This window comes from Amycolatopsis sp. NPDC049253, from assembly GCF_040678995.1.
Taxonomy (GTDB): Bacteria; Actinomycetota; Actinomycetes; order Mycobacteriales; family Pseudonocardiaceae; genus Amycolatopsis.
In genome coordinates this window covers 119,489-143,881 of sequence record NZ_JBFAQX010000010.1, presented here as the reverse complement: position 1 = coordinate 143,881, position 24,393 = coordinate 119,489, and the positions used below count along the sequence as shown (strand labels likewise).

General features: G+C 71.0%; 23 protein-coding genes. 11 read left to right on the top strand and 12 right to left on the bottom strand.

Annotation, left to right across the window (positions count from 1 at the left end):
- The first annotated feature begins 334 nt into the window (after nt 1-334).
- Complete coding sequence (locus AB0K15_RS23710; RefSeq protein WP_364054209.1) at nt 335-622, top strand: helix-turn-helix transcriptional regulator; 288 nt, start codon at nt 335-337, stop codon at nt 620-622.
- Here AB0K15_RS23710 and AB0K15_RS23705 read toward each other — a convergent pair.
- The 10 genes from AB0K15_RS23705 to AB0K15_RS23660 form a co-directional block, all read right to left on the bottom strand.
- Nucleotides 619-1,194, bottom strand: a complete 576-nt coding sequence (locus tag AB0K15_RS23705) for an EndoU domain-containing protein (protein WP_364054206.1) — start codon at nt 1,192-1,194, stop codon at nt 619-621. The genes AB0K15_RS23710 and AB0K15_RS23705 overlap by 4 nt on opposite strands.
- 45 nt (nt 1,195-1,239) lie before the next feature.
- Nucleotides 1,240-2,517 carry a DUF6297 family protein gene (locus tag AB0K15_RS23700; protein WP_364054203.1) on the bottom strand — a complete coding sequence of 426 codons (1,278 nt, stop codon included), beginning with the start codon at nt 2,515-2,517 and terminating at the stop codon, nt 1,240-1,242.
- Nucleotides 2,511-2,912, bottom strand: coding sequence for a hypothetical protein (locus tag AB0K15_RS23695; RefSeq protein ID WP_364054200.1), 402 nt, complete (start codon nt 2,910-2,912; stop codon nt 2,511-2,513). Before AB0K15_RS23695 ends, AB0K15_RS23700 begins: the two co-directional genes overlap by 7 nt.
- Nucleotides 2,906-3,511, bottom strand: coding sequence for an ABC transporter ATP-binding protein (locus AB0K15_RS23690; protein ID WP_364054672.1), 606 nt, complete (start codon nt 3,509-3,511; stop codon nt 2,906-2,908). Before AB0K15_RS23690 ends, AB0K15_RS23695 begins: the two co-directional genes overlap by 7 nt.
- A gap of 136 nt (nt 3,512-3,647) precedes the next feature.
- Nucleotides 3,648-5,468, bottom strand: a complete 1,821-nt coding sequence (locus AB0K15_RS23685) for a phosphoenolpyruvate carboxykinase (GTP) (RefSeq protein ID WP_364054197.1) — start codon at nt 5,466-5,468, stop codon at nt 3,648-3,650.
- Between the two features lie 355 nt (nt 5,469-5,823).
- The gene (locus AB0K15_RS23680) at nt 5,824-6,519 is read right to left on the bottom strand and encodes a hypothetical protein (RefSeq protein WP_364054194.1); all 696 of its coding nucleotides are present in this window, start codon (nt 6,517-6,519) and stop codon (nt 5,824-5,826) included.
- A 99-nt stretch (nt 6,520-6,618) separates the two neighbouring features.
- Nucleotides 6,619-8,445, bottom strand: coding sequence for a dynamin family protein (locus tag AB0K15_RS23675; RefSeq protein ID WP_364054191.1), 1,827 nt, complete (start codon nt 8,443-8,445; stop codon nt 6,619-6,621).
- Nucleotides 8,442-8,771, bottom strand: a complete 330-nt coding sequence (grpE, locus tag AB0K15_RS23670) for a nucleotide exchange factor GrpE (RefSeq protein WP_364054669.1) — start codon at nt 8,769-8,771, stop codon at nt 8,442-8,444. The genes AB0K15_RS23675 and grpE overlap by 4 nt, the downstream gene beginning before the upstream one ends.
- A gap of 204 nt (nt 8,772-8,975) precedes the next feature.
- Complete coding sequence (locus AB0K15_RS23665) at nt 8,976-9,602, bottom strand: hypothetical protein (RefSeq protein ID WP_364054188.1); 627 nt, start codon at nt 9,600-9,602, stop codon at nt 8,976-8,978.
- Nucleotides 9,603-9,634: 32 nt separating this feature from the next.
- The gene (locus AB0K15_RS23660) at nt 9,635-11,134 is read right to left on the bottom strand and encodes a dynamin family protein (RefSeq protein WP_364054666.1); all 1,500 of its coding nucleotides are present in this window, start codon (nt 11,132-11,134) and stop codon (nt 9,635-9,637) included.
- A 197-nt stretch (nt 11,135-11,331) separates the two neighbouring features.
- Between AB0K15_RS23660 and AB0K15_RS23655 the strand changes: the two genes are divergently transcribed.
- The 8 genes from AB0K15_RS23655 (at nt 11,332) to trmB (ending at nt 18,536) form a co-directional block, all read left to right on the top strand.
- The gene (locus AB0K15_RS23655; protein ID WP_364054663.1) at nt 11,332-12,534 is read left to right on the top strand and encodes a sensor histidine kinase; all 1,203 of its coding nucleotides are present in this window, start codon (nt 11,332-11,334) and stop codon (nt 12,532-12,534) included.
- Entirely contained in the window at nt 12,531-13,187 is a 657-nt protein-coding gene (locus AB0K15_RS23650; RefSeq protein WP_364054185.1) for a response regulator transcription factor, read from the top strand. The genes AB0K15_RS23655 and AB0K15_RS23650 overlap by 4 nt, the downstream gene beginning before the upstream one ends.
- A 204-nt stretch (nt 13,188-13,391) precedes the next feature.
- Complete coding sequence (locus AB0K15_RS23645) at nt 13,392-14,333, top strand: ABC transporter ATP-binding protein (protein ID WP_364054182.1); 942 nt, start codon at nt 13,392-13,394, stop codon at nt 14,331-14,333.
- A 39-nt stretch (nt 14,334-14,372) separates the two neighbouring features.
- The gene (locus AB0K15_RS23640; protein ID WP_364054179.1) at nt 14,373-15,122 is read left to right on the top strand and encodes an ABC transporter permease; all 750 of its coding nucleotides are present in this window, start codon (nt 14,373-14,375) and stop codon (nt 15,120-15,122) included.
- A 157-nt stretch (nt 15,123-15,279) separates the two neighbouring features.
- The gene (locus tag AB0K15_RS23635; RefSeq protein ID WP_364054176.1) at nt 15,280-16,188 is read left to right on the top strand and encodes an ATP-binding cassette domain-containing protein; all 909 of its coding nucleotides are present in this window, start codon (nt 15,280-15,282) and stop codon (nt 16,186-16,188) included.
- Nucleotides 16,185-16,928: a hypothetical protein gene (locus tag AB0K15_RS23630; RefSeq protein ID WP_364054173.1), complete on the top strand. Its 744-nt coding sequence runs from the start codon at nt 16,185-16,187 to the stop codon at nt 16,926-16,928. Before AB0K15_RS23635 ends, AB0K15_RS23630 begins: the two co-directional genes overlap by 4 nt.
- 284 nt (nt 16,929-17,212) lie before the next feature.
- Entirely contained in the window at nt 17,213-17,707 is a 495-nt protein-coding gene (locus AB0K15_RS23625) for a hypothetical protein (protein WP_220245320.1), read from the top strand.
- A 121-nt stretch (nt 17,708-17,828) separates the two neighbouring features.
- Nucleotides 17,829-18,536, top strand: a complete 708-nt coding sequence (trmB, locus tag AB0K15_RS23620; RefSeq protein ID WP_364054170.1) for a tRNA (guanosine(46)-N7)-methyltransferase TrmB — start codon at nt 17,829-17,831, stop codon at nt 18,534-18,536.
- A 209-nt stretch (nt 18,537-18,745) separates the two neighbouring features.
- Here the strand turns inward: trmB and AB0K15_RS23615 are convergent, their stop codons facing one another.
- Together AB0K15_RS23615 and AB0K15_RS23610 are read right to left on the bottom strand one after the other, a co-directional pair.
- Complete coding sequence (locus AB0K15_RS23615; RefSeq protein WP_364054167.1) at nt 18,746-21,010, bottom strand: ABC transporter permease; 2,265 nt, start codon at nt 21,008-21,010, stop codon at nt 18,746-18,748.
- Complete coding sequence (locus AB0K15_RS23610; RefSeq protein WP_364054164.1) at nt 21,007-21,702, bottom strand: ABC transporter ATP-binding protein; 696 nt, start codon at nt 21,700-21,702, stop codon at nt 21,007-21,009. The genes AB0K15_RS23615 and AB0K15_RS23610 overlap by 4 nt, the downstream gene beginning before the upstream one ends.
- Before the next feature lie 179 nt (nt 21,703-21,881).
- Here AB0K15_RS23610 and AB0K15_RS23605 point away from each other — a divergent pair, with 179 nt between their 5' ends.
- Both AB0K15_RS23605 and AB0K15_RS23600 read left to right on the top strand, forming a co-directional pair.
- Nucleotides 21,882-23,681: a histidine kinase gene (locus tag AB0K15_RS23605; RefSeq protein ID WP_364054161.1), complete on the top strand. Its 1,800-nt coding sequence runs from the start codon at nt 21,882-21,884 to the stop codon at nt 23,679-23,681.
- Nucleotides 23,678-24,331 (top strand): response regulator transcription factor, encoded by a 654-nt coding sequence (locus AB0K15_RS23600; protein ID WP_360606276.1) that lies wholly within the window; start codon nt 23,678-23,680, stop codon nt 24,329-24,331. Before AB0K15_RS23605 ends, AB0K15_RS23600 begins: the two co-directional genes overlap by 4 nt.
- Nucleotides 24,332-24,393: the final 62 nt, after the last annotated feature.

The following is a 24,393-nucleotide window of genomic DNA, read 5'->3' as shown; positions in this document are numbered from 1 at the left end:
TGACCCTAGAACTTCGGCTACACGGGCGTCACGTGAACGGGACAACGATTTGATCAGCCCTGGTCAACGGCTTGGGAACGGTCTTCGGGGATGTTTGCAGGGCACTTGCACCGCCGCGGTCAATCCGGCCTTCAGGGGAGGAAGTGTCCGGATCCGAGCTGTGGACAAACTCGTGGACAGCTCCCTGGGGACGATTTCGGTGTTGATCTAGGGGCTGTGGGCGGCCGGCGCGGTGTCGCCCAGGTGTTGTGGTTGCGCGGCCCGCGGCGGTTTCCACACCTTGTGCACAGAGTTGTCCACAGGCGGTGGACAACTTTCGACTAGACTGCGGGGCATGGTTCGGGTGCCGTTGACGGACGAAGAGCGCTCCCGCGGTGAGCGCCTCGGGGTGGCGCTGCGCGCTGCCCGCGCGGGCCGCAGCATGGTCGACGTCGCGGCCGAGGCCGGGATCTCGGTGGAAACGTTGCGGAAGATCGAAACCGGGCGCATCCCGACGCCGGCCTTCTTCACGGTCGCGGCGATCGCCGACGCGGTGGGAGTGCCGCTGGACGTGCTGCGGACGGCGTGCGAGGACACCGAAACGGACCCTGCGTTCAAGGCCGCACTGTCCCAGGCCAGCTAGGCGCGCAGCTTCGCCAGGATGTGGTCCCGGTCGTTGATGAACGCGCACGCGCGCACCGGGAGGTCGAAGGTGTTCAGGAGCTTTTCGAAGTCCGAGAGCTCGTCCGGGTTGAGCGGCACGTCGGCGATGGTGATGTGCGCGGCGAGGGTGTCGGTGAGCTCTTCCCATTCGCCGGACCACTGCAGCGTGCGGTAGTGGGCCAGGTCCTCGGCCGGGAGGCGGTCGGCCAGCAGGTCGAGCAGGCTGTCGGTGAAGTAGCTGATGCGGTTCTCCGCGCGGTCGGCCACCGTCGGGTTCGCGGGGTCGCGCGCGGTGTCCGGGTTGCGGATCACGCCCGCGCCGGCGACGGGGTATCCCGTGTGGACGAAGCCCTCCGGGTCGACCAGCACCACGACCTGCACGCCGTAGCGTTCGCCGACGCAGCGCCAGCGGCCGTTGTACTGCCGGGTGCGGGGTTCGCTCGGATCGTTGGCGACGTCCTTGATCACCGCGATGATCTGCTCGTCGGTCCAGCCGGGTGGGAACTCGCTGGTTGCCCGGCGGCCGGTGCCCGGAGCGTGTCCACCACCCACGTCAGCTCCTCTCGTCCGGTGGGAGCCTAACCCGCCGGGCGCGGGTCAGCCGAGCAGCGAGAGGGCCGCGATTCCGAGCACCAGGAGGTCGGGTCCGCGGAAGAGCTGGCGGGCGAGGTTCGCGGGCAGCGGACCCGCTGGGGTGTCGACGAATCCGGCGCTGCTGTAGTCGACGGGTTTGCGGGTGACCGTGCGCAACACCGACAGCACAGCGAGTGCCACGGTCACCCACGACAACGCGGAGACCGACGTGCCGAGCGCCGCGAGCGCGGCCGCGAGCAGCGCCGACCACACGACGGCGACGCCGGTCAGCACCGCGCCGTGGGCGATGACGAGCTCGGAATCCGTGGAACCCAGCCAACGTCGGCGGCCCGGGTTGCGCCACAACACGCCGAGGCCGGCGCCGAACGGGGTCAGCGCGACGTACCCCCCGAGGCCCACGAGCACCGAGCCCGGCAACGTCGGCACGGCCACGTGTCCCACCGCGACGGCGAGCGCGACGAGCAACAGCATCCCCGCGTAACGCGAGCGCCCCGCGATGCCCGCGACGGCCAGCCTCAGTGGCGTCGGCCGCCCCAGCGACCACCGGCCCGACGCCGTGGCTTCGGGCAGCATCATCATCGGGTCGAGGAACGTGACGGCGACCGAGCGCAGCACGCGCGCGTTCCAGCCGTCCAGCAGGATCGCGCGGCCCGCGCGCGTGACCGGTTCGCCGCCGAACGACAGCGCGACGGCGCACAGCAGGATGCCGGCGCCCGCGTACTGCACCGCGATGGGCCCGAGGTGGGCGGCCGCGATCACGACACCCACCACGGCCAGCAGCACCGGCCCGGCGGTGTCGACGCGCAACGCCGTGCGCCGCGCGGTGGCGAACACGAGGACCGCGCTGCTCACGACGAGGGCGAGCGCCGCGCGCCACAGGTCCAACGAGCTGCCGCCCACGGCCAGCATCAGCCCGGCGAGGTAGGCGACGACGATCACGAAGCCGGTCAGGCCGCCCGCCAGCCGCGCCGCCACCACCCGGCGGCGGTCCACGCGGGCGAAGTCCATCCAGGTGAGTTCCGCGGGTTCGGTCCAGACGAAGCCTCGCCGAAGCAGGCTTCGCCAGCCCACCGCGCAGCAGAGCGTGACAAGCCCAAGCACGGCGGGGTAGTCCACAGGGGACGGTCCGAAAAGGACTCGGTGCCACGCGTCGGTGCGGAAGAACGCGGTGAAGAGGAAGCCGACGCCGAAGATCAGGACGAAGGTGGCGCTGTCGCCGCTGAAGATCCCGCCGAAGCGCTTCCGGCCGGGGACCCGGAGGCGGGTGCCGAGGGCTACCACGGGAGGGCCCCGCTTTCGGCCGCAGGAAACCGCGCGCCGACGGGGTGGCGGTTCGAGTGCACGACGCCGCCGCGATCACCCCGCGCCACTGGCGCATCCAGGCGCAGCGGCAGGCTCGCGGCTTCGCGCGCACCGCTGGCAGTCGGCTGCCGCAGCGCGAAGAAGCTGAAGGAGCTGGACCGGTTCGCATTCACAGCACCTGGCTGCGGCGCCGAGCCGGCGAGGTGCCGCGCGCGGGCGGTCGCAGGCATGCCCGCCACCGCGAATGGCGTGGGGGAGCCGGCACCCCACAAGCGCGAACCGCCGAACGCGCGCGACGCGGGGCCGGTGTCGGGCGCGGCACGGAGCAGCGGGCCGAGCGTCGCCGCGCTGCTGGGGGAGGTCGGGGTCACCACAGTTCGAGGACGCTGTCGGCCGCGTCGAGGAGGGGCTGGTGGTGGGTGGCGACCACGACGGCCGCGCCGGAGGAGGTGGAGCGTTTGATGAGGTCCACGAGCCAGTCCTTGCCCGCGGTGTCGAGGGCGCGTTCGGGTTCGTCGAGGAGCAGGACCTTGTGCGGGCGGGCCGTGACGCCGAGGAGCAGCAGGCGCCGGCGCTGGCCGGCGGAGAAGTGGCCGGCGGTGACGCGCGCGCGGTCGGCGAGGCCGGCGTCCGCCAGCAACGAGTCGAAGTCGCCCAGCTCGACGTCGAAGGAGCCGGCCAGGAGTTCCAGGTGCTGCATCGGCGTCAGCTCCGCGAAGAAGTCGGAGTCGTCGAACAGCACGGAGACCTTGCGGCGGAAGGCGACGCTGCGTTCGTCGGGCTTCTCGCCGTCGATGCGGACGCGGCCGCGCTGCGGTTCCTGCATGCCGTACAGACACCGGAGCAGCGTGGACTTGCCGACGCCGTTGGGGCCGACGAGCACGGCGCACTCGCCGGGGTCGACGGAGAAGTCCAGGTCGTCGAGCAGCCACAGGTCGCCGGCCTTCACGCCGAGGCCGCGGGCGTCGATGATCATCGGCGGGACCACCGTTGCGCGAAGGCTTCCATGCGGCTCACGCTACCGGGCGCTGCCGACGATCTTGGGGCCACCGCAGCACGAAGGGGACGTTCGCACCACAACGGCGCGAACGTCCCCTTCGGACAGAACGTCAGCTCAGGCGCTGGGCCAGCGCGTCGAGCTCGTCACGCAGCGAGGTGGGCACCTCGCCGATCTTCTCGAACCACTCCTCGATCAGCGGCAGCTCCGCGCGCCACTCGTCGGCGTTGACCTGCAGCGCGGCCTCGATGTCGGAAACCGGCTCGGTGAGGCCCTCGGTGTCGAGGTCCTCGGCGCGCGGCACGAAGCCGATCGGCGTCTCCACGGCGTTCCCGCGACCCTCGACGCGCTCGAGCACCCACTTGAGCACGCGCGAGTTCTCGCCGAAGCCCGGCCACAGGAAGCGGCCGTCGTCGCCGCGGCGGAACCAGTTGACGTAGAAGATCTTCGGCAGCTTGTTCGCATCGGCGTTCTTGCCCAGCGTCAGCCAGTGCTTGAAGTAGTCACCGGCGTGGTAGCCGAGGAACGGCAGCATCGCCATCGGGTCGCGGCGCACGTTGCCCACCGCGCCGGCCGCGGCCGCCGTGGTCTCCGACGACATCGTGGCGCCCATGAACACGCCGTGCTGCCAGTCGCGGGCCTCGTTCACCAGCGGCACCGTGGTCTTGCGGCGGCCGCCGAACAGGATGGCCGAGATCGGCACGCCCTGCGGGTCGTCCCACTCCGGCGCGAGGATCGGGCACTGCGACATCGGCGTGCAGTAGCGCGAGTTCGGGTGCGCGGCCTTCTCCTCGGACGCCGGCGTCCAGTCCTGGTGCTTCCACGACGTGGCGTGCTCGGGGGTGTTCTCCATGCCCTCCCACCAGATGTCACCGTCGTCGGTGAGGGCGACGTTCGTGAAGACCGTGTTGCCCTTCTCGATGGTGCGCATGGCGTTCGGGTTGGTGTGCCAGTCGGTGCCCGGCGCGACGCCGAAGAAGCCGAACTCCGGGTTCACGGCGTAGAGACGGCCGTCTTCACCGAAGCGCATCCACGCGATGTCGTCGCCGAGGGTCTCGGCGCGCCAGCCCGGGATGGTCGGCTGCAGCATCGCGAGGTTGGTCTTGCCGCAGGCGCTCGGGAACGCCGCCGCGACGTAGTGGACCTTGTCCTCGGGCGAGATCAGCTTGAGGATCAGCATGTGCTCGGCGAGCCAGCCCTCGTCGCGCGCCATGACCGAGGCGATGCGCAGCGAGTAGCACTTCTTGCCCAGCAAGGAGTTGCCGCCGTAACCCGAGCCGTAGCTCCAGATCGCCCGCTCCTCGGGGAAGTGCGAGATGTACTTGGTGTCGTTGCAGGGCCAGGCGACGTCCTGCTGGCCCGGCTCGAGCGGCGCGCCCACGGAGTGCAGCGCCGGTACGAATTCGCGCTCGGTGCCGTCGGGGTTGATGAACTTGTCCAGCGCCGCCTTGCCCGCGCGGGTCATCACGCGCATCGATGCCACGACGTAGGCGAAGTCGGTGATTTCCAGACCCAGCTTGGGGTTCTCGTCGGAGAGCGGTCCCATGCAGAACGGGATCACGTACATCGTGCGGCCGCGCATGCACCCGCGGTACAGCTCGGTCATCGTGGCCTTCATCTCCGCAGGCGCGACCCAGTGGTTCGTGGGGCCGGCGTCCTCCTCACGCTGCGAGCAGATGAAGGTCCGGTCCTCGACGCGAGCGACGTCGCCCGGGTCGGAAGTTGCCCAGTAGGAGTTCGGCTTGGCCTTCAGCTTCACGAAGGTCCCGGCCTCGACCAGCTCTTCGTTGATCTTCGCGGCCTCTTCGTCGGACCCGTCGACCCACACCACGCGGTCCGGGGTGGTCAGCTCGGCGACCTCCCGGACCCAGGACAGCACGCCACTGTGCGTCGTCGGCGCATTGTCCAGTCCGGGGATGGCGACTGCGGTCATCTCTACTCCTGACTTCCGAACTTCCGACGACAAATAAGCCCACACGCCGGACCGCGGTGTCCGGGTGCGGGCCTCGTTGCCGGCGACCGAATGGCTTCGCACACCGGGGGTGAGCCGGTGTGCGGGTTTTTGGGATTCCTCGACTGTAGCCGGATGACCGGCAGGTAACCGAGAGCTGACCTGTCGGTTCTCTCACAGGAACGATAAGGGAATCGATTCAGTTGTCACCGGATTGGGCCAGCGCCGGAAATCCTTTCGATGCGGGGTGCTCAATTCGGACGCCAGATCAACGGGTCCGGAAACGACAACGGACCCGGCGAGTGCCGGGCCCGTTGTGACGTGAGTTACAAATGGGTCAGTTGGGGCTGATCCATTGTCCGGTTCCCGAATCGATCTTCGCGACGCCCGAGAGCAACTGCGTGCCATCGCCGCCCCAGATCGAGTCGCTTGCCGGATCGGCCGCGCGGACGCCGGCGCTTTCGGCCTCGGTCCACTGGCCGGCCCCGGTGTGCTCGTAGGTGGTGGTGCTGCCGTCGGCGCCGATCTCCACCGCGACGTCGGCCTCGCCGTCGCCGTCGGTGTCGGTGAACGCCATCGTGCCGCCGTCCTTGGTCTCGACGATCGCGGTGTCGTTGTGCCCGTCGTGGTCGGTGTCGATCGTGGCGACGCCGGCGTCGACCTCGCCGTCGGGTAGGTCGGCGTGGATGTGGCCGGTCGTGGAGTCGTCCTGCGAGTGGGTGTCGGTGCCGCCCGGGTGCTCAGCACCGCCGGACTCGACCCACGCGCCACTCGATTCGTCGTAAACCGCCTGGTCCACGACGTGGCCGGAGCTGTCCAGCACGGCGTACTGGTCGGCGACGCCGTCGCCGTCCGAGTCGATGAACGCCTGCGCTGTGCCGTCGTCGTGCTCCACGATGGCGGTGTCGTTCACGCCGTCGGAGTCGACGTCGTAGTTGACCTCCGCCTGGTAGTCCTGGCCTTCGACGTGGACCGTCATCTCCTCGGGTCCGCTGGCGTCGGTGTCGGTGCCGCCACTCTCGTCGACCCACATGGGAAAAGCCCCCTTTTAGGACCGGGTCTCGCCGGCTGCGTTCTGCTGTCGATCGGTAGGACTCACGTTAGGCCGGTTCGGTTCCCGTCCACAAGCTGATCAACCCCGGTCACGCAGCGTTCGGATGCGCCCGAGCAGCGATTCCGCCCTCGCGTGGCCGTCGGTGGCCTCCTTCAGGCGCTTGGCGGTGATCGCGATGTTCTTGGCCCGTTCCTGCGCGCCCATCTTGATCGTGCGGTCCACGTCCTTGAGCTCGGCCTCGATCGCCTCGATGCGGCGGCTCAGCGCCTCGTCGAGCGCCATCGACAGCTGCTGCTCGGCTTCGATGAGCTGCTCGGCCACGAGCTGGTCGAGTGTGGAGCGCGCGTCGGCGATGGCCTCCACCAGCCATTGCTTCATGTGCTGCTTGTCGGCGGCGTGCTTGCGCGTGCGCGCCATCCACCAGCCGGCGCCGAGGCCGATGATGATCGTGGCCGGCAGCACCACCGGGTTCAGGATCGCGACGCCGGCCAGCGGCAACGCGGCGATCTTGCCCGCGCCGACCCCACCCGAGATGCCCATGAACACCAGCAGCTTGTCCTCGGCCGTCGGCGGCTTCTTGTCCGGCGGCCGCAGCACCACGGGCGGCCCGCCGGCCCGCGCGAACTGCGCGCGGATCACGTCGAGCTCCTCGGCGGAGAACAGCTCGGACAACGCCACGTTGGTCACGTGGTTCAGCCGTTGCGAAAGCAGCATCGAGACCCGCTGCGACGTCGTCTGCAACGCGAGGTCCACCTGCTGCGGCAGCGCGGCGAGCTCGTCGCGCTTCGCCGCGTCGATGAGCCGGCGGAAGTGGGTCTGGGCGTCGCGCATCTCGCGGCTGCTCTCGTGGCCGACCTCCACGCGGGTCCGCTGGATCTCACCGCGCAGCTTCAGCTGCCAGCCGCGGGTGGACGAACGGCGTTCGGCCTGCAGGTGGTCCCGGCGTTCGCGCAGCTGCTCCGCCTCGGCCTCACCCGCCGAGAGCGCCCGGCTCTCGGCCTGCAGCTTCGCCTTGATGCCGGCCAGCGCGCTGGAGAGCGCGCGCAGGGTGTTGGCCTCGGCCAGCATCATCGAGCGGCCGACGAGCATCTCCTGCAGCGCGACCTGCACGGCGGCGATGCCCGACTTCTCCCGCAGCATGGCCGCGACCTGCTCGTTCGGGGCTTTCGCCGCCGTCTCGAACACGCGCGCCGAGACGGGATGGAACACGGCGTCGGCGAAGCGGGGCGCGTGCTCGGCGAGCAGCCGGCGGTCGGCGTCGAGGATCTCGCGCCAGCCTCGGAAGGCGTCGGTCTTGGCCAGCACGAAGAGCACGGTCTCGACGCGGTCGGCCACGTCGCGCAGGAACTGCAGCTCGGTTGAGGTGAACGGCGCCGACGCGTCGAGCACGAACACCAGCGCCGTCGCGCTCGCCGCCGCCTCGCGGGCCAGCTCGCCGTGCAGCGAGTCGAGGCCGCCGACGCCGGGGGTGTCGACGAGCGTCACGCGCTCCAGCAGCGGGACCGGCCCGGAGACCTCGACGTAGCGTGGCGGGATCTGGCCCGGCGGCAGCTCGTGGGCGGCCGAGACCCAGTTGACCAGCTCGGTCAGCTGGATCGGCACGGGCGCGAGCTGGCCGGGGTAACACGCCTGCGCGCCCCACTGCTGGGCGTGCTCGAACACGAGGTACGTGGCCGTGGCGACGTCGGCGTCCACAGGGGACAGTCCCGGAGTCGCGAGCAGCGCGTTGACCAGCGTGCTCTTGCCGCGGTTGGTCTCGCCGACGACCACGACCGACGGTTTCGCCGCGCGCGCCCGGCGCACCCCCTCCACCCATTGGGCGGCCTGCGGGTCGGCGTCGCGGACCACGGTGAGCAGCTGCTCGCGCGCGGCCTGGACCTGGGCGGGAAGGCTGGGAGAGGTCACTGGGCTCGCTTCGCGTAGATGGTGACGATGGGGGCGCGCAGCAGCCGCTCGCCCTCGGCGAACCCGATCACCTCGGTCTCGGCGACCACGCCGTCGAGTGCCGGGTCGTCGGTGGGGATCGCGCCGCCGGCCTCGTGGCAGGAGGGGTCGAAGCGCTCGCCGTCGGGGCGTAGCGCCGTGACGCCGATGTCGGCGAGGCCGTGTTCGAGCCGCTGGACCACGCCACCGCTGCGGGCGCGGTCGAGCGCGTAGAGGCAGAGCTGGATGAGCGCCTGACGATCGGCCAGCGCGCGTTCGAGATCACCGGGGGCAGCTACGACGTCCACATCCGTGTTCGACGCGGACGTGTCGGTGGTGGTTCCGAGGTCCCCGTCGGCGGGTTCCGTGCCGCGGTTGCGGAACCAGGCCACACCCCTCACCCCCGCCTCGTCCCGCGGACCGTCCGTTCGGCCCGCCGGGATTCCACCAGTCTGGAGCAGATCTTCGCCGGTCGGGCGCGAATCCGAGAGCGCAAACGCTTGCGCCCGCCGTCAGGCCAGGTCGCGGATCACCGAACGCATCGCCTGCTCCAGCGAAGGCACGTCTTCGGCGAAGCGCGAAGACACGAGGATCTGGTCCTCGGCCGTGCGGAGCCACACGCGCCCCGCCACGGAGATCTCGATGACCGAAAGCCGAAAGGGCCGCGCTCGCCGGCCCAGGTCGACCTCGGTCTCGCGGACGAGCTGCCCCAGCCGGTCGCCCGCCACGATCTGCCGCCGGTAGAAGCCCGCGGCCCCCAACGCGGCGTGCAGCGCCGGCCGCCGGGCCTCCGTGAAGTGGCGCGCGGCGGCGGGCGTGAAGTGCTGGATGGCCAGGTCGATGGCCGAGCCGTCGCCGGGAGCGGGCCGGCCGAAGCGGCTGCGGGGCGTCCGCGAACCCGTTTCGCCGCGCAGGCGGATGAACTCCAGGAGATCGGTCCACCAGTCCGCCCACTGGGCCTGCACGGCGGCGCGGTCGATGGCCGGCGGCACGCGCACCGGCACCGCGGGCTCCACCGGTGGCAGGAGCTGGCCCTCGGCGACGGACAACGCAAGCACGTCCCGGAGGTACAGAGCGATGTCGATCTCCTGCTCGCTCCCCCAGGACGCCCGCCACGAGGTGGTGTTCTCCAGCCGCACGAAATCCACCCTACGCGTGAACGGCGACAAACCTAGGGCATGCGGATCTGTTGCCAGATCAGGAAATAGGCGCGGTGGACGACGTGCGCCACGCGGCTCTGCGCGGGCGTTGCGCCGAATGAGGCAAAGGAGCGCCACCAGCCCGCGCGTTCGAGGGCGTGGGCGGCCAGTTCCGGCCGGGCGGCGCCGGGGAGGCCGAGCTGCGCGCCGAGGTCGGCGTTGCTGCCGACGCGCAGCACCTCTTCGGCGAGGTCCTCCGGCATGTCGACGGCTCCGGAGGCCACCAGCGTCAACGCCTCCAGCAGCCGCAGCTGGTGCGCCTCCGGCTTCGCGAGCAGCACCTCGATCGCGTCGTGCACCCGCTGGCGTTCGCCGGGATCGCCCGACGCGTGGGCCAGCGCGGTCACGGACGCGAGCGCCGCGGCGGCCTTGATCCCGTCGGCGCGCGCGGCGAAGACGATGGCCAGGCGCCGGCGCACCGCGTCGAGCCCCGACGCGTCGAGCAGCACCCGACGCAGAGCCCCCGCGGTGATCGCGGGCTCGGCGCGGATGGCGTCGACGGCCCGGCGGACCCCGTACAGGTCGAGCTTCTCCAGCAGCCGCAGCCGGACGCCGGCGGGCACGTCGCACTCCCAGCTGGTGAAGATGTCGGCCGAGATGAGCATGGTCTCGAGGACGTCGTCGTCGAGACCGGCGAGCTGGTGCAGCGCGTCGGCGTCGGCCGAGGTGAAGCCACCCGACTCGGCCGACTCGGCGATCAGGCCGATCACCGGCAGCACGTCGGCCACGCGCGGCTTGAGCGTGCTCGCCTGCTTCTCCGCCAGCAGCTTCGCCGCCAGCCAGATGTCGCCGCCGGAACCCTCGACGGTCTCGGCGACGATCGTGTCCGCCTTGTTCAGCACCGCGATCGCGTTCACCGGGCCCGCCTCACGGCTCGCGGTGGCGGCGGTGAACGCGGCAAGCGCCTGCTGGTCGTCGGCGCGCACGCCCTGCGTCACCACGTAGAGCACGGCTTCCGCGCCGGCGACGGCGTTGCGAGAGGTGTCGTCGAGGTTGTCCGAACCGGTGTCCTCCTGCGCGGCGCCCAGCAGCTGTTCCGTGCGCGAGACGGACGCGGCGTCGAGCGAGCCCAGGCCCGGGGTGTCGATCACGGTCATGCCCTGCAGCACCGCGTTGGTCAGGTAGGCCTCGAGGTGCGAGACCTTGGTGATGTCCACGCCCAGCTCGGCCGGGATCGACCCGTCGGCGGCGAAGGGCAGCACCTGCTTGGTGCCGTCGGCGAACACGACCTCGACGCGATCGACCGTGCCGTACTGGAAGCGCGTGACCAGCCGCGTGCACTCACCGACGTCGGTGGGCGCGACCCGGCGGCCGATCAACGCGTTGACCAGCGTGGACTTGCCCGACTTGATCCGCCCGGCCACGGCGACCTGCAGCGGCGCGGCCAGCCGGCGCTGCACCTCGGCGAACCCGGCGGCGGTGCGCGGCGAGACCTGCGAGGTGAGCCGATGGCACAGGTTGGCGACCGACATCGACAGCGGGCCCGCGAGGCGCCCCTGCTCCGTCACGGCCCCGCCCCTCTCGTCCACTGGTCCCGCCGGGAAATCGTGCCATGCCCGGCCACCGCGAGTACGACCGACAGTGCTACCGGAGGATGACGCGGCGTGCCCGAGTGCGGACCTAATCTTGTCGGGTGCGACGGCTGAGCCTCTGGATGCGTGCCCACCCCATGGCGGGGGACACGTTGCTCGCCGTGGTCCTGCTGTTCATCGACTTCGTGCTGTTCGTCGGCGGCAGTGTCGGGACCGAGCACCACCCGCCGCCGTGGTTCATCGCGCTGCCGATCGACGTCGCCATGGTGGCGCCGCTGGTGTTCCGCCGGAAGAAGCCGCTGATCTCGGCCTACATCGTGTACTTCGTCGCCATCGCGCACGGGGCGCTGTCGCTCGGCTTCTCCTCCGTCGCGGCGCTCGCGATGAGCCTCTACTCGATCCTCGTCTACATCGGCCGCAAGCAGGGGCTGATCTACGTCGGTGCGCTCGTGCTGATGACCGGCGTCGAGGTGTTCACCGACAAGTCGACACCATGGCTGGGCAATGCCCTGTTCAGCGCCTTCGGCATCGCGCTGTGCTGGACGCTCGGCGAGTTCGTCGGGGCGCGGCGCGCGTACCAGCTGGAGGTGGAAGCCCGCCTGCACCTGCTGGAGACCGAACGCGACCAGGCCACGCGCATCGCCGTGGCCGAGGAGCGCGGCCGCATCGCGCGCGAGCTGCACGACGTGGTCGCCCACTCCGTGAGCGTGATGGTGGTGCAGGCCGACGGCGCGGCGCTCGCGTTGCCGACGAACCCGGAGCTGGCCGGTCGCGCGCTGCAGACGATCTCCGAAACCGGCCGCGGCGCCCTCGGCGAGCTGCGCCGGCTCCTCGAAGTGCTGCGCGGCGACCACGGCGACGGCGAGCCCCGCGTGCCGCAACCCGACGCCAACGCGCTCGGCGAGCTGGCCGAACGCATGCGCGGCGCCGGCGTCCCGGTGGATCTCGAGGTGGGCGACGGCCTCACCGACCTGCCCGCCGGCGTGTCGCTCGGCATCTACCGCATCGTGCAGGAGTCGCTCACGAACACGCTCAAGCACGCCGGCACCGGCGCTCGCGCCGAGGTCCACGTGCACCGCAAGGGCGACAGCAAGACCGGCGACGTGGTCGAGGTGTTCGTCCGCGACGACGGCGCCGGCCGCGCGCGTCAGCTCGAACAGGTGACGGTGGGCGCCGGAGCACCGTCGAAGAAGGCCCCGCGACTGCAGGTCGCGGGCGGGAACGGACTGATCGGGATGCGCGAGCGCGCCAACGTGTACGGCGGAACGCTGGAGGTGGGCCCGGCGCCCGCCGGTGGGTGGCAGGTGCGGGCCGTGCTGCCCGTTAGGTTGGCGCCGTGATCAAAGTGGTGGTCGTGGACGACCAGGAACTGATGCGCGTCGGCTTCCGCATGGTGCTCGGCGCGCAGGCCGACATCGACGTGGTGGGCGAGGCCGGCGACGGCGCCCAGGCGATCCGCCTGGCCGACGAGCTGCGGCCCGACGTCGTGCTCATGGACGTGCGCATGCCGGTGCTCGACGGGGTGGAGGCCACGAAGCAGATCGTGGCCGCCGGGACCGCGCGTGTGCTGGTGATGACCACCTTCGACCTCGACGAGTACGTCTACGCGGCCTTGCAGGGCGGCGCGTCGGGCTTCCTGCTCAAGGACACCCCGCCCGACCACCTCGTGTCGGCGCTGCGGTCCGTCGCGTCGGGCGACGCGGTGGTGTCACCGTCGGTGACCAAGCGGCTGCTCGACCGCTTCGTGGGCGCCGGCGGCTCCCCGGTGCGCGACGCGAGCGAGCTCGACGTGCTGACCGACCGCGAACGCGAGGTCCTCGTGCTCATCGCGAAGGGCATGTCCAACCTCGAAATCGCCGAAACGCTCTTTCTCTCCGAAGCCACAGTGAAGACGCACGTGGGCCGTATCCTGGCGAAGCTCGACCTGCGCGACCGCGTGCAGGCCGTGGTGCTGGCCTACGAGACCGGCCTCGCGCGCCCCGGCCTCGGCTGAGGTCTTGATCCACTTGATCCATTTCGGACGCTGAAGTTCAGGGTCGTCTCAGGGGTTTCACCGATCGCACATCCACCGCCGGAGCGGTTGGGTACTACTCAGGTCGGGTGACGAGTTCGACCCACAGGATGACGCGAAGACCGGTCTCGCTCGGTCACGATGTTGCGGGTACAGCGGCACAGCCGTCAACGAGGGAGCAGGGGAATGATCGAGGCATCAGGTCTCACCAAGCGCTACGGGAACACGCTGGCGGTGAACAACCTGTCGTTCAGCGTGGCCACGGGGAAGGTCACCGGCTTCCTGGGCCCGAACGGCGCCGGCAAGTCCACCACCATGCGCATGATCCTGGGGCTCGACAACCCCACCGCCGGCGAGGTCCGCATCGGGGGCAAGCGGTACCACGACCTGAAGGACCCGCTGCGCACCGTCGGCGCGCTGCTCGACGCGAAGTGGGTGCACCCCAACCGCTCGGCCCGCGCGCACCTGATGTGGATGGCGAAGTCCAACCGCATCCCGGCGTCGCGTGTGGACGAAGTCCTCGACGTCGTGGGTCTCACCACCGTGGCCGGCAAGCGCGCCGGCGGGTTCTCGCTCGGCATGTCGCAGCGCCTGGGGATCGCGGGCGCGCTGCTCGGCGACCCGGAGGTGCTCCTGTTCGACGAGCCGGTGAACGGCCTCGACCCCGAGGGCATCCTCTGGATCCGCAAGTTCATGCACCGCCTGGCCGACGACGGCCGCACGGTGTTCGTGTCGAGCCACCTGCTCTCGGAGATGGCGCTGACCGCGAGCGAGCTCGTGGTGATCGGCAAGGGTCAGCTGATCGCGCAGTCGTCCACCGAGGAGTTCGTGGCGCGGGCCGCGGAGAACACCGTGAAGGTGCGCTCGCCGCAGCTGCCCGTCCTGCGTGAGGCACTGGTGCGCGCCAGCGCCCAGGTGACCGACGCGGGCGAAGCGCTCATCGTGTCCGGGATGGACAGTGCCAAGATCGGCGAGCTCGCGGCTTCCGCGAACGTCGTGCTCCACGAGCTGAGCCCGCAGACCGGTTCGCTCGAACAGGCCTTCATGCAGATCACCGGCGACTCCGTCGAGTACCACACCGGGCTCGAGGCCGAGGCGCAGCAAGCCCTCCAGCCCACCGCCCGCTGACGACTACTCGTACAAACAAGGATTCCGGGGAAAAGAACCATGACTCTGCTCGCGGTCGAACGCATCAAGCTGTTCACCACCCGCTCACCGTGGTGGTGTGCCCTCATCGCCATCGTCCTCACGGCCGGCTTCTCCGCCCTCGTGGCGGGCGCGGCGCCGAGCACGGCGACCATCGACGTCGCGACGACGCAGTTCGGCTACCAGTTCGGCGTCGCCGTGATCATGGTGCTGGCGGCGCTCTCGGTGACCACCGAGTACCGCTTCGGCACCATCCGCACCACGTTCCAGGCCGTGCCGGGCCGCACCTCGGTGCTCATCGCCAAGGCCACCGTCGTCGCACTGCTTTCGCTCGTGATCGGCGAGATCGGCGCGTTCGGCGCCTGGGCGCTGGGCTACGCCATCCGCCCGTCGGACGCGCTGGCGCTCGACACCTCGGCCGAGTGGATCAACGTCGCCGGCGTCGGCGTGCTCTTCGCGCTCGCCGCGGTGATCGCGGTCGCCGTCGGCATCCTGATCCGCCACAGCGCCGGCGCGATCGCGCTGCTGCTGATCTACGTGCTGGCCGTGGAAAGCCTGGTGCAGCTGATCCCGACCGTCGGCCCGAAGATCCACGAGTGGCTGCCGTTCAACGTCGCGGAGAAGTTCCTCCGCGGTGCGGGCGGGGCGGTGCAGGGGCCGCCGCCGTCCGACGCGGTGCTCTCGCAGGGCTGGTCGCTCGCCTACTTCGCGGGTATCGCGATCGTGCTCCTGGCCGTCGCGATCGGCGTCGCGAAGAAGCGCGACGCCTGACAGGACCCACCACAGGGACGTTCGGGCGGAGGCGGCGGGGGCCGAAACCGGCTGAACGGGGGAAAAAGGGGAGAAGAAGAAAGATCCGGGTCGCCAATTCGGGGGGCGACCCGGATCTTTTCGTTCCGGGACACGCTCGGCTCGGTAGGGTGCCCGCGTGCTGGAGACCCACGGGCTGACCAAGTCCTACGGCGAAACCCTGGCCGTCGACGCCCTCACCTTCACCGCCGAAGCCGGTCGCGTCACCGGATTCCTGGGCCCGAACGGCGCCGGCAAGTCCACGACGATGCGGCTGCTCCTGGGCCTGGACACCCCCACGGCCGGCACCGCCCACATCGACGGCAAGCCCTACCGGCAGCTCGCCGATCCACTCCGGACGGTCGGCGCGCTGCTCGACGCGACCTGGCGGCACCCCGGCCGCAGCGCCCGCCAGCACCTGCGCTGGCTCGCCGCGACCAACGGCCTGCCCGACCGGCGCGTGGGCGAGGTCCTCGAGCTCGTGGGCCTCGGATCCGTCGCGAAGAAGCGCGCCGGCGAGTTCTCCCTCGGCATGCTGCAGCGCCTCGGCATCGCGACCGCGCTGCTGGGCGACCCGAAGGTGCTGCTGTTCGACGAGCCCGTGAACGGCCTCGACCCCGAAGGCGTGCTGTGGGTCCGGCAGCTGATGCACTCGCTCGCCGCCGACGGCCGCACGGTGTTCGTTTCGAGCCACCTGCTGCCGGAGATGGAGCAGACGGCACAGGACCTCGTGGTGATCGGCCGCGGCCGGCTCACCTACCAGGGCACCATGGCCGACTTCGTCCACCGCGCGGGCTCGCGCGGCGTCCGCGTGCACACACCCCAGGCCGACACCCTGCGCGCCGCGCTGGCCGAGCACGGGATCGCGTGCACCGGCGAGGGCGACGCACTTGTGGTGTCCGAAGTGGACAGCGATACCGTGGGTGACATCGCGTTCACGGTCGGTGCCACTCTCCACGAGCTGAGCCCGCTGGCCGGGTCGCTGGAGCAGGCGTACCTGGAGCTGACGGGGCAGACGGCCGAGTTCACGAGCGGAGGTGCCCGGTGAACGTGGTGCGGGCCGAACGGATCAAGCTCTTCTCCACCCGCGCGCCGTGGTGGTGTGGCGCGCTCTCGGTGCTCGCGCCGCTGGCGTTCACGACGTTGTTCTTCGCGCTCGCCGGCTCGGAGGTCACCGCGAGCGTCGGCAACACCCAGCTCGCCACCGGCATCGGCCGCACGGTCGCGCTGGTGCTGGCCGTGCTCGCCGCGACCTCCGACGCGAGCTGGGGCACGCTGCGGCTGACGTTCCAGGCCGTGCCGACCCGCGTGCCCGCACTGCTCGCGAAGGGCGCCGTGGTCGTGCTCGTCTGCGCGGTGCTCGGGCTGCTCGCGGGCGTGGGCTCGTGGGGCATCGCGTCGCTGGTCCGCCCGGACGCCGACCTCGCCCTGCACTCGGCGGCCGACTGGCGGCTGGTGCTCGGGCAGACGGTGACCTTCGCGTTCACCGGCCTCCTCGGCGTCGGTGTCGGGCTGCTGCTGCGGAGCACCGCGCTCGCGTTGACGCTCGTGCTCGTCTGGACCCAGCTCGTGGAAGGGCTGGTGCTGCTGATCCCGCGCGTCGGCCCCGACGTCTACCCGTGGCTGCCGTTCTTCGCGGCCGGGCAGTTCGCTGGTGGGGATTTCACGCAAGCGGCGCTGAACGTGACGCCTGCTTTCGGCCCGTGGGGCTACCTCGCGTATTTCGGCGGCATTTGTGTCGCGTTCTTCGTCGCCGGGGTCGTCACCGCGAACCGCCGCGACGCGTGACGAGAGCACATTCCCGTTAATCTGCACGTGCAGAACAGGTGTCCACGAGGCAAACGGATTAAGACCTCGTTAAGTCGTTGTGGCTTCTCTCACAGGGAGCGGACATACTGGCAAAGTCCCCAGGATATTCGAGATCAAGAGCGTGCTCGTCCGTCTCAGCTCCCCGGAGGTGAACCTTGACGGTGGACGCTGGTCAGGGGCTCATGAGTCCCATTCCCACGGCCCGCACAGAAGCGGCCTCCCTCAGCCACAGCGAAGCGGCGCCCCAACCCCGGCTCGAGCCGATGCTGGACCTCGAATGGTCTCAGGCGATCGAGCTACCGCGGTTCGCGCAGCCCGCGATGAAACCCGGCGACCTGCGCCAGGCGTGGGTGCACCGCGCGGCCGAAGACCTCGTGCTCGCCCTCTACCGCAGGGCCAGCGGCATGCAGGGGCCGCTGCCCGCGCCGTGGTGGCTGCGCGCCGTCGCGAGCGGGCGGCTCGAGTCCCGTGAGCTCGGGTTCCGCATCGAAGACCGCATCCAGCAACTGCTTTCCCGCCGCTCCGGCTGGGAGTTCGTGCCCTGGGCCGCCGACGGCGAATCGGGCTACTGGGAGTTCATGCCGTCCGAGCGCGGGAAGTCCGGGCACTCCGTCCCGACGACCGTGCTGAACACCGATCGCCACCCCGGCTGGATCGACGTGCTGCCCGCCCACACGGGCACGACGCCGCACCCGATCGCCGTGTCCGGGCTCGCCGGACTGCGGTCCCGGCTCGGGGAGTTCGAAGCCGTCCGCTAAACGACTCAGGCTGTGCCGACGGATACCGATCCGACCACAGTCACGGCCGAATGGCTTCGTGCAACGGTTACGTGCCGCGTGGGGGTCGGCCTACTTTTGGCCGGATCAGTATCGTGTCCGGGTGGAGAACGAGGACCAGCCCCGGCTGCGCAGCGTGGTCAGCTTTGTCAACCGCGGCGGCCGGATGACCGTCGGCCAGCAGCGCGCCTGGAACGACCACTGGCCGCGGCTGGGTCGCACGGTCGCCGACCTGCCGGCCGGACCGGTCGACTTCGCCGAGTGGTTCGGCCGCGAGGCGCCGGTGATGCTGGAGATCGGCTCCGGCATGGGCGAGACGACGTCGCAGCTCGCGGCGGCCGCGCCCGAGCTCAACTACGTGGCCGCCGAGGTCTACGACCCGGGCCTGGGCCAGCTGATGCTGCGCGCGGAGAAGCTCGGCGTCGAGAACCTGCGGCTGATGCACGGCGACGCGGTGGTGCTGCTGACCGAGCACGTCGAGCCCGGCGCGCTCGCCGGTGTGCGGCTGTACTTCCCGGACCCGTGGCCGAAGAAGCGCCACCACAAGCGCCGGATCGTGCAGCCGGACTTCGTGGCTCTCGTCGCGTCGCGGCTCGCCCAGGGCGGCACGTTCCACCTCGCCACCGACTGGGAGCACTACGCCGAGCAGATGCTGGAAGTGTGTTCGGCCGAGCCCGCATTGCGCAACCGCTACGCGGACGAACCGGGCGGCTGGGCACCGAGGCCCGAATGGCGGCCGCGGACGAAGTTCGAACAGCGCGCCGACGTCGAAGGCCGAGTGTCACACGACCTCATTTTCGAGAAAATCTGACAGCGTTGTTGCTTACCGATCCGACCACAGTCACGGCGGGAACGGTTGCGCGGCGAGGTGACCTCCGGTTGCGTACCCGCCCTGCTTTTGGTCGGATCGGTAAGTGTCAAAAAAGGGCCGCTGCCGGGTTCCCATCCCCGGCAGCGGCCCTTTTTCTCCCCTTTTTCACCCCCGGCGTCCGCCCCACCCCGTGAAGGGCGGACCGCCCGCTACTCGTCGGCCAGCGGTTCCGCCTGCACGCGCCGCAGGGCGGGCGTGCAGATCGAGGCTCCGAGCAGCGCCACCCCGACGCCGAGCACGACCGGGGCGAAGATCCACGGGCTGAACACGACACCGTCTTCGCCCGCCGTGCTGAAGAGCCCGATCCCGACGAGGATGCCGACCACGCCGGCGCCGATCGTCGCGACCAGCGCGGGCAGCGCCGTCTCCATCCGCAGCGCCCTCGCCAGCACCTTCACCGGGGTGCCGGCCGCCATCAGTGCCCCGAACGTCCGGCGCCGGTCCATGATCGAGCCGGCCGTGGCGACGGCCGCGCTGCAGCCGGCGAGGATGCCCGCGGCCACGAGCCCGATCACGGTCACCCGGCGCAGGTCCGACAGCTGCGTCTGCTGGTCGTAGAGGTGCTGGTCGCGGCTGCCGACCTCAGCGCCCGGCGCGGCCGAGACCAGGGCGGTGCGGACGATCTCGCGGTCGGCGTCCGTCGTCGGGGCGATCACCGTGGCCGCGCCGAGCTTCACGCCGGCCGGCACCGCCGCCGGGTCGAGGAGGTAGGAGCTGCTCACGTCGTCGCTCATCTTGAACGTCCCGACGGGCACCGAACCCAGCGGCTGACCCGGGTCGGTGGGCTCCGGATCGCCGACCACGTGGTACTCGGCGGCGTTCAGCTCGGACGGCGCGTACAGCCCGACGCCGGGCTTGCAGTCGGCCGCGGTGATCCCCAGCCGCGTCAGCCGGGCCGCGTCGGCACACGACATCACGAGTGCCCGCTGGTACGACCGCTCGTCGCCCGTGCCCTGCACGAGGTACACCTGGCCGACGGCGACCGCGCGTTCCTGCTGGCCGTAGCGGGCCAGCGCGGAGTTGGCGTGGTCCACGACGGCCGCGGCCTTGTCCGGGCTGCTGTCGGCGTAGAGCACCGAATCGGCGTACGTCCGCCCGCCACCGGCGAGCGACTCGAACGACGGCAGCAGCGTGAGCGCCATCGAGCCGGTGAACACCGCGAGCACGATGCCCGCCGTGGCGCGGTAGGCGCCCTTCGGGTCGTCGCGCAGCCGGCGCCCGGCCAGCAGCGCCGACGGCCCGCGCCAGCCCCGCACGAACGTGCCGCCGACCGCCGAGGTCACCCACGGCCCGACCACGATCGCCGACGCGACCAGCAGGAACAACCCAACCAGGATCAGGGTGGCTCCGCCGCCGTCACCGGCTCTGGTCACGGCGAACAGGAAGAACAGGCCCGCCACCGGCAGGACGAGCAGCCGCCACCAGCGCAGCGGCTTCACGCTGTGGCCGCCGGTCGCGAAGAGCGGGTTGCGCAGCACGCGCCGCAGGCCGAGTACGCCGGCCAGCACCACGAGCGCCGGGATGGCGATCACGATGAAGACCGCGAGCGGGATCGGCAGCGTGAAGTCCGTGGCCAGCCACGTGCCGCCGTCCCACGGGACGAACGTCGCCAGGCCGTGCAACGCGGGACTGATCGCCAAGCCGAGCAGGGCCCCGACACCCGCCGACAGGATCGTTTCCCCCGCGACCATCGACGTCACCTGTCCCGGCGTCGCGCCGGCCAGGCGGATCGCGGCGAGCCGGCGTTCGCGCCGGGCCGCGGTGAGCCGCGCCGACGACGCGACGAGCACCAGGCTCGGCACCAGCAGCACGATGATGCCGACCCACGCCAGCAGTGTCAGCAGCGGATCCACGTCCGCCCGCTGGTCCGGGAACGCGCTCACCGGCTGTGCGACGGCTTCCGTCGCGCGCTCGGCCTCCGTCGCGCTGAGCTCCTGCTCGCTGTGGCCGACGAGCGCCACGAGCTGTTCCGGGTACTTCAGCGCCTGGTCGCCGAGCGCGGCGACGGGCTTGCCGAAGCGGTCGCCGAGCTGGTTGGCCGGTGTGTTGTTCAGCAGGCGGCCCAGCGCGGGCGACACGAGCGTCTCGCCCGGCCCGGGCAGCTTCGGGATGCCCGCCGGCAGCTTCAGCCCGGCAGTGTTGCCGGTGGCCGCGACGTCGACCCGGGTGATCTCCTGCCCGTTGAAGTAGTCCTTGGACCCGGTGACGAGCATGACGGGCGTGCCGCTGGTGTCGAAGTTGTAGGACTCCTGCCAGATTCCGCGCTGTTCGCGCACCTGCGTCGCGAAGGGCAGGGAGGCGAGCAGCAGCACGAGCCCGGTCGCGACCGCGACGCCGACCGCGGTGAGGATCGCCGAGGTGCGGGTCCGCCGGTCGACGCGGAGCACGCGCAGGGCGAGCTGGAGCGAGTTCATGCCGCCAACCTCGTCGCGATCAAGCCGTCGCGGATGGCCACGGTCTTGGGCATCGACTCGGCGAGCTCGCGGTCGTGGGTCACCACGATCACGGCGGCGCCGGACTCCTGCGCGGCACCGAGCAGCGCCTGCATGGTCTCGCGGCCGGTGCGCGTGTCGAGGGCGCCGGTGGGCTCGTCGGCGAAGATCACTTTCGGCCGGTGCGTCAGCGCCCGGGCGATGGCCACGCGCTGGGCCTCACCGCCGGAGAGCTCACCCGGGCGGCGGGTCTCCTTGCCGGCGAGGCCGAGGCGCGCCAGCCACTCGCGACCCGCGGCGATCGACTCGCGCCGGCCCTTGCCCGCGAGCAGCGACGGCAGTGCCACGTTCTCCTCGGCCGTCAGCTCGGACACGAGCATCCCGGACTGGAAGACGAACCCGAACTCGGTGCGCCGCAGCTCGCTGCGCTTCTTTTCGTTCAGGTTGTCGATGCGCCGGCCCATGAGGTGGATCTCGCCGCCGTCGGCGCGCAGGATGCCGGCCAGCACGTGCAGCAGCGACGTCTTGCCCGACCCGGACGGGCCCACGATGGCCACCGCGTCCCCGGGCTGGATGTCGATGTCGATACCGGCCAGCGCGTACTGCCCGCCGTACCGCTTCACCAGCCCCCGCCCCGACAGCACCGGGCCGGAAGTCCACTGTGGATTGCTCATCCGGGGGTCTCTCCCTCATTGGTCTGCGACTTCGTTGGGAACCACCTTCACGGATCGGGGCAGGTGTCCACTTCGGGCAGACGGCCAGTCCGGCGATCACCGGCATCGGCCGATCGGCCGATGCGGCTCGAACCACCTGGCCAAGGTGCGCGTGGCCCGAGATCCTCTACCGTTCGGTTGTGTCCCAAGCTCCGCCGTCTTCCTCGTTCTCCACGCGCGTGACCGAGCTCGTGCGCCGCCTCGGCATGCCCGTGGTGGTGCTGCTCGCGGCGCTGCTGTTCGACCTCGTGTTCGTGACCGACGCGGCGCTGGACGACCACGGCCCCAAGTTCGTCGACTTCGCCTTGTTCCCCGGCATCTTCGCGATGGCGGGGTGCGCGATCTGGGCCCGCCGGCGCGCGGCGGTGGCGGCGATGGTCGCGGCCTTCGCGCTCGCGTTCTTCACGATCTTCCAGCGCTACCTGCACACGCCGGCGTATTCGAGCGTGCTCGCGAACCTCTCGATCACCGATGTGGTGGCGGGCACGGAGATGGTCTACTACCTCGCCCGGCGGGCCCGCCCCGGCGTCGCGTTCGCGGCGATCTCATCGCTCGTGATCGGCGCGCTGATCGCGGTGTTCGGGCGCTACACCTACGGCGACGTCTCGTCGTCGGCGATCGTGTCCGCGATGCTGTTCGGCGCCACCCTGCTCGCCGCGGCCGTCGTGATCGGGGCCGCGGGCCGCACGCAGTCGGACGGGCGGCGCGAGGTGCGCGAGGAGCGGCTGCGCAAACTGCGCCGCGCCAACGCGCTGGCGATGGGGCAGTGGCCGCTGATCGGCGCGCTCGCGATCACGCTGCTGTTCGAGTTCGGCTTCGCCTACGACGGCGGGCCATCGGGCTTCCCGGTGCTGTTCTGCTCGATCGGCGCCGCGGTGGTGGCGGTGCTTTCGCCCCGGCGGCCGGGCGACGCGATGCTCGGTGTGGCCGGGCTGATGCTGCTGTCCGCGCTGGTGATGCCGTTCCTGAAGCTGGGCTACGACTACCAGCTGGCGGGCGGGATCCCGCCGGCGCAGATGGCGGCCGGGATCGGCGTGGTGGTGAACCTCGTCCGCGCCGTGCCGCTGGTGAAGGCGTGGCCGCGGATCGCGGTGCTGTCGGCGGTGGTGGCCGTCGGAACCATCCTCAACACGCGCCGGTCGAGCTTCTCCCCGCTCACCGATCCGCAGGAGATCGGCTCGTTCGCGCTGGGCGCGGGCCTGGTGCTCGGCATCTCCATCGCGGTCGGCATGTTCCTGCGTTCGCGCGATTCCGAGCGCACGCAGGTGATGAGGGCCGCGGTGACCGACGCCCAGACCACCGAGCGGATGGCGCTCGCGCGCGAGCTGCACGACGTGGTGGCCCACCACGTCACCGGCATCGTGGTGCAGGCACAGGCCGCGCGGATGATGGGCGAGAAGAACCCGCAGCTCGCGCTCGAGGCCATGGGCCGGATCGAGGACGCCGGGACCGAAGCGCTCGCGGCGATGCGCCGGCTCGTGCGCAGCATGCGTGGCGACGCGCCCGCCGGCGCGAGCGACCTGAGCGAGCAGGCCACCACGGATCTGGCCGCCGACCTGCGCAAGCTCGTCGACGGCGCCAACCACGGCATCAAGACCACGCTGGTACTGGACCTGCCGCCGAACCTGCCGCACGAGGTCGGGCGCTCGGCGCTGCGGCTGGTGCAGGAGTCGCTCACCAACGTCGGCAAGCACGCCGCCGACGCGACGGAAGCGCTGGTCCACGCCGAGGTCGCCGGCCGTGAGCTGCACCTGTCGGTGCGCGACGACGGCCGGGAGAAGGCTCACCGACCGGCCGGTGGGTCGGGCGGCTACGGTCTGGTCGGCATGCGCGAGCGCGTCGCCCTGCTGCACGGCCGGATCACGGCCGGACGCGGGCCTGACGGCGGCTGGCGCGTGGAAGCTTGGCTGCCACTCGAGGCGAACGGGGATGACGGGTGATCCGGGTACTGATCGCGGACGACCAGGAGATGGTGCGGATGGGGTTCCGCATGATCCTGGACGCGCAGGACGACATCGAGGTGGTGGCCGACGTCGCCGACGGCGTCTCCGCCGTCACCAAGGCGCGCGAGCTGCGTCCGGACGTCTGCCTGCTCGACATCCGCATGCCGGGCCTCGACGGCCTCGAGGTCACCCGGCAGCTGGCCGGCCCCGACGTCACCGACCCGCTGAAGGTCGTGGTCGTGACCACGTTCGACCTCGACGAGTACGTGCACACCGCGCTGCGCAACGGCGCGAGCGGCTTCCTGCTCAAGGACGCCGGCCCGGCGCTGCTGATCGAGGCCATTCGCGCGGCCGAACGCGGTGACGCGCTCGTGTCGCCGCAGATCACCGTGCGGCTGCTCAAGCACTTCGACGGTGCGAACGGGCACAAGCGCGACGTGCCCCCGCCGTCCGAACCGCTCACCGCGCGTGAGCTCGACGTGGTGAAGGCCGCCGCTCGCGGCCTGACGAACACGGAGATCGGCGCGGAGCTGTACCTCTCGCTCTCGACGGTGAAGACGCACCTGGCTTCGGTGCAGGGCAAGGTCGGGGCGCGCAACCGCGTGGAGATCGCCGCGTGGGCCTGGCGCAGCGGGGTGGTGGACTGAGGTTTCCCACCACGGAAAACGGGGGCCGGCTGGTGAGCGGGCCCCCGTTTTCCGTTGCCGGA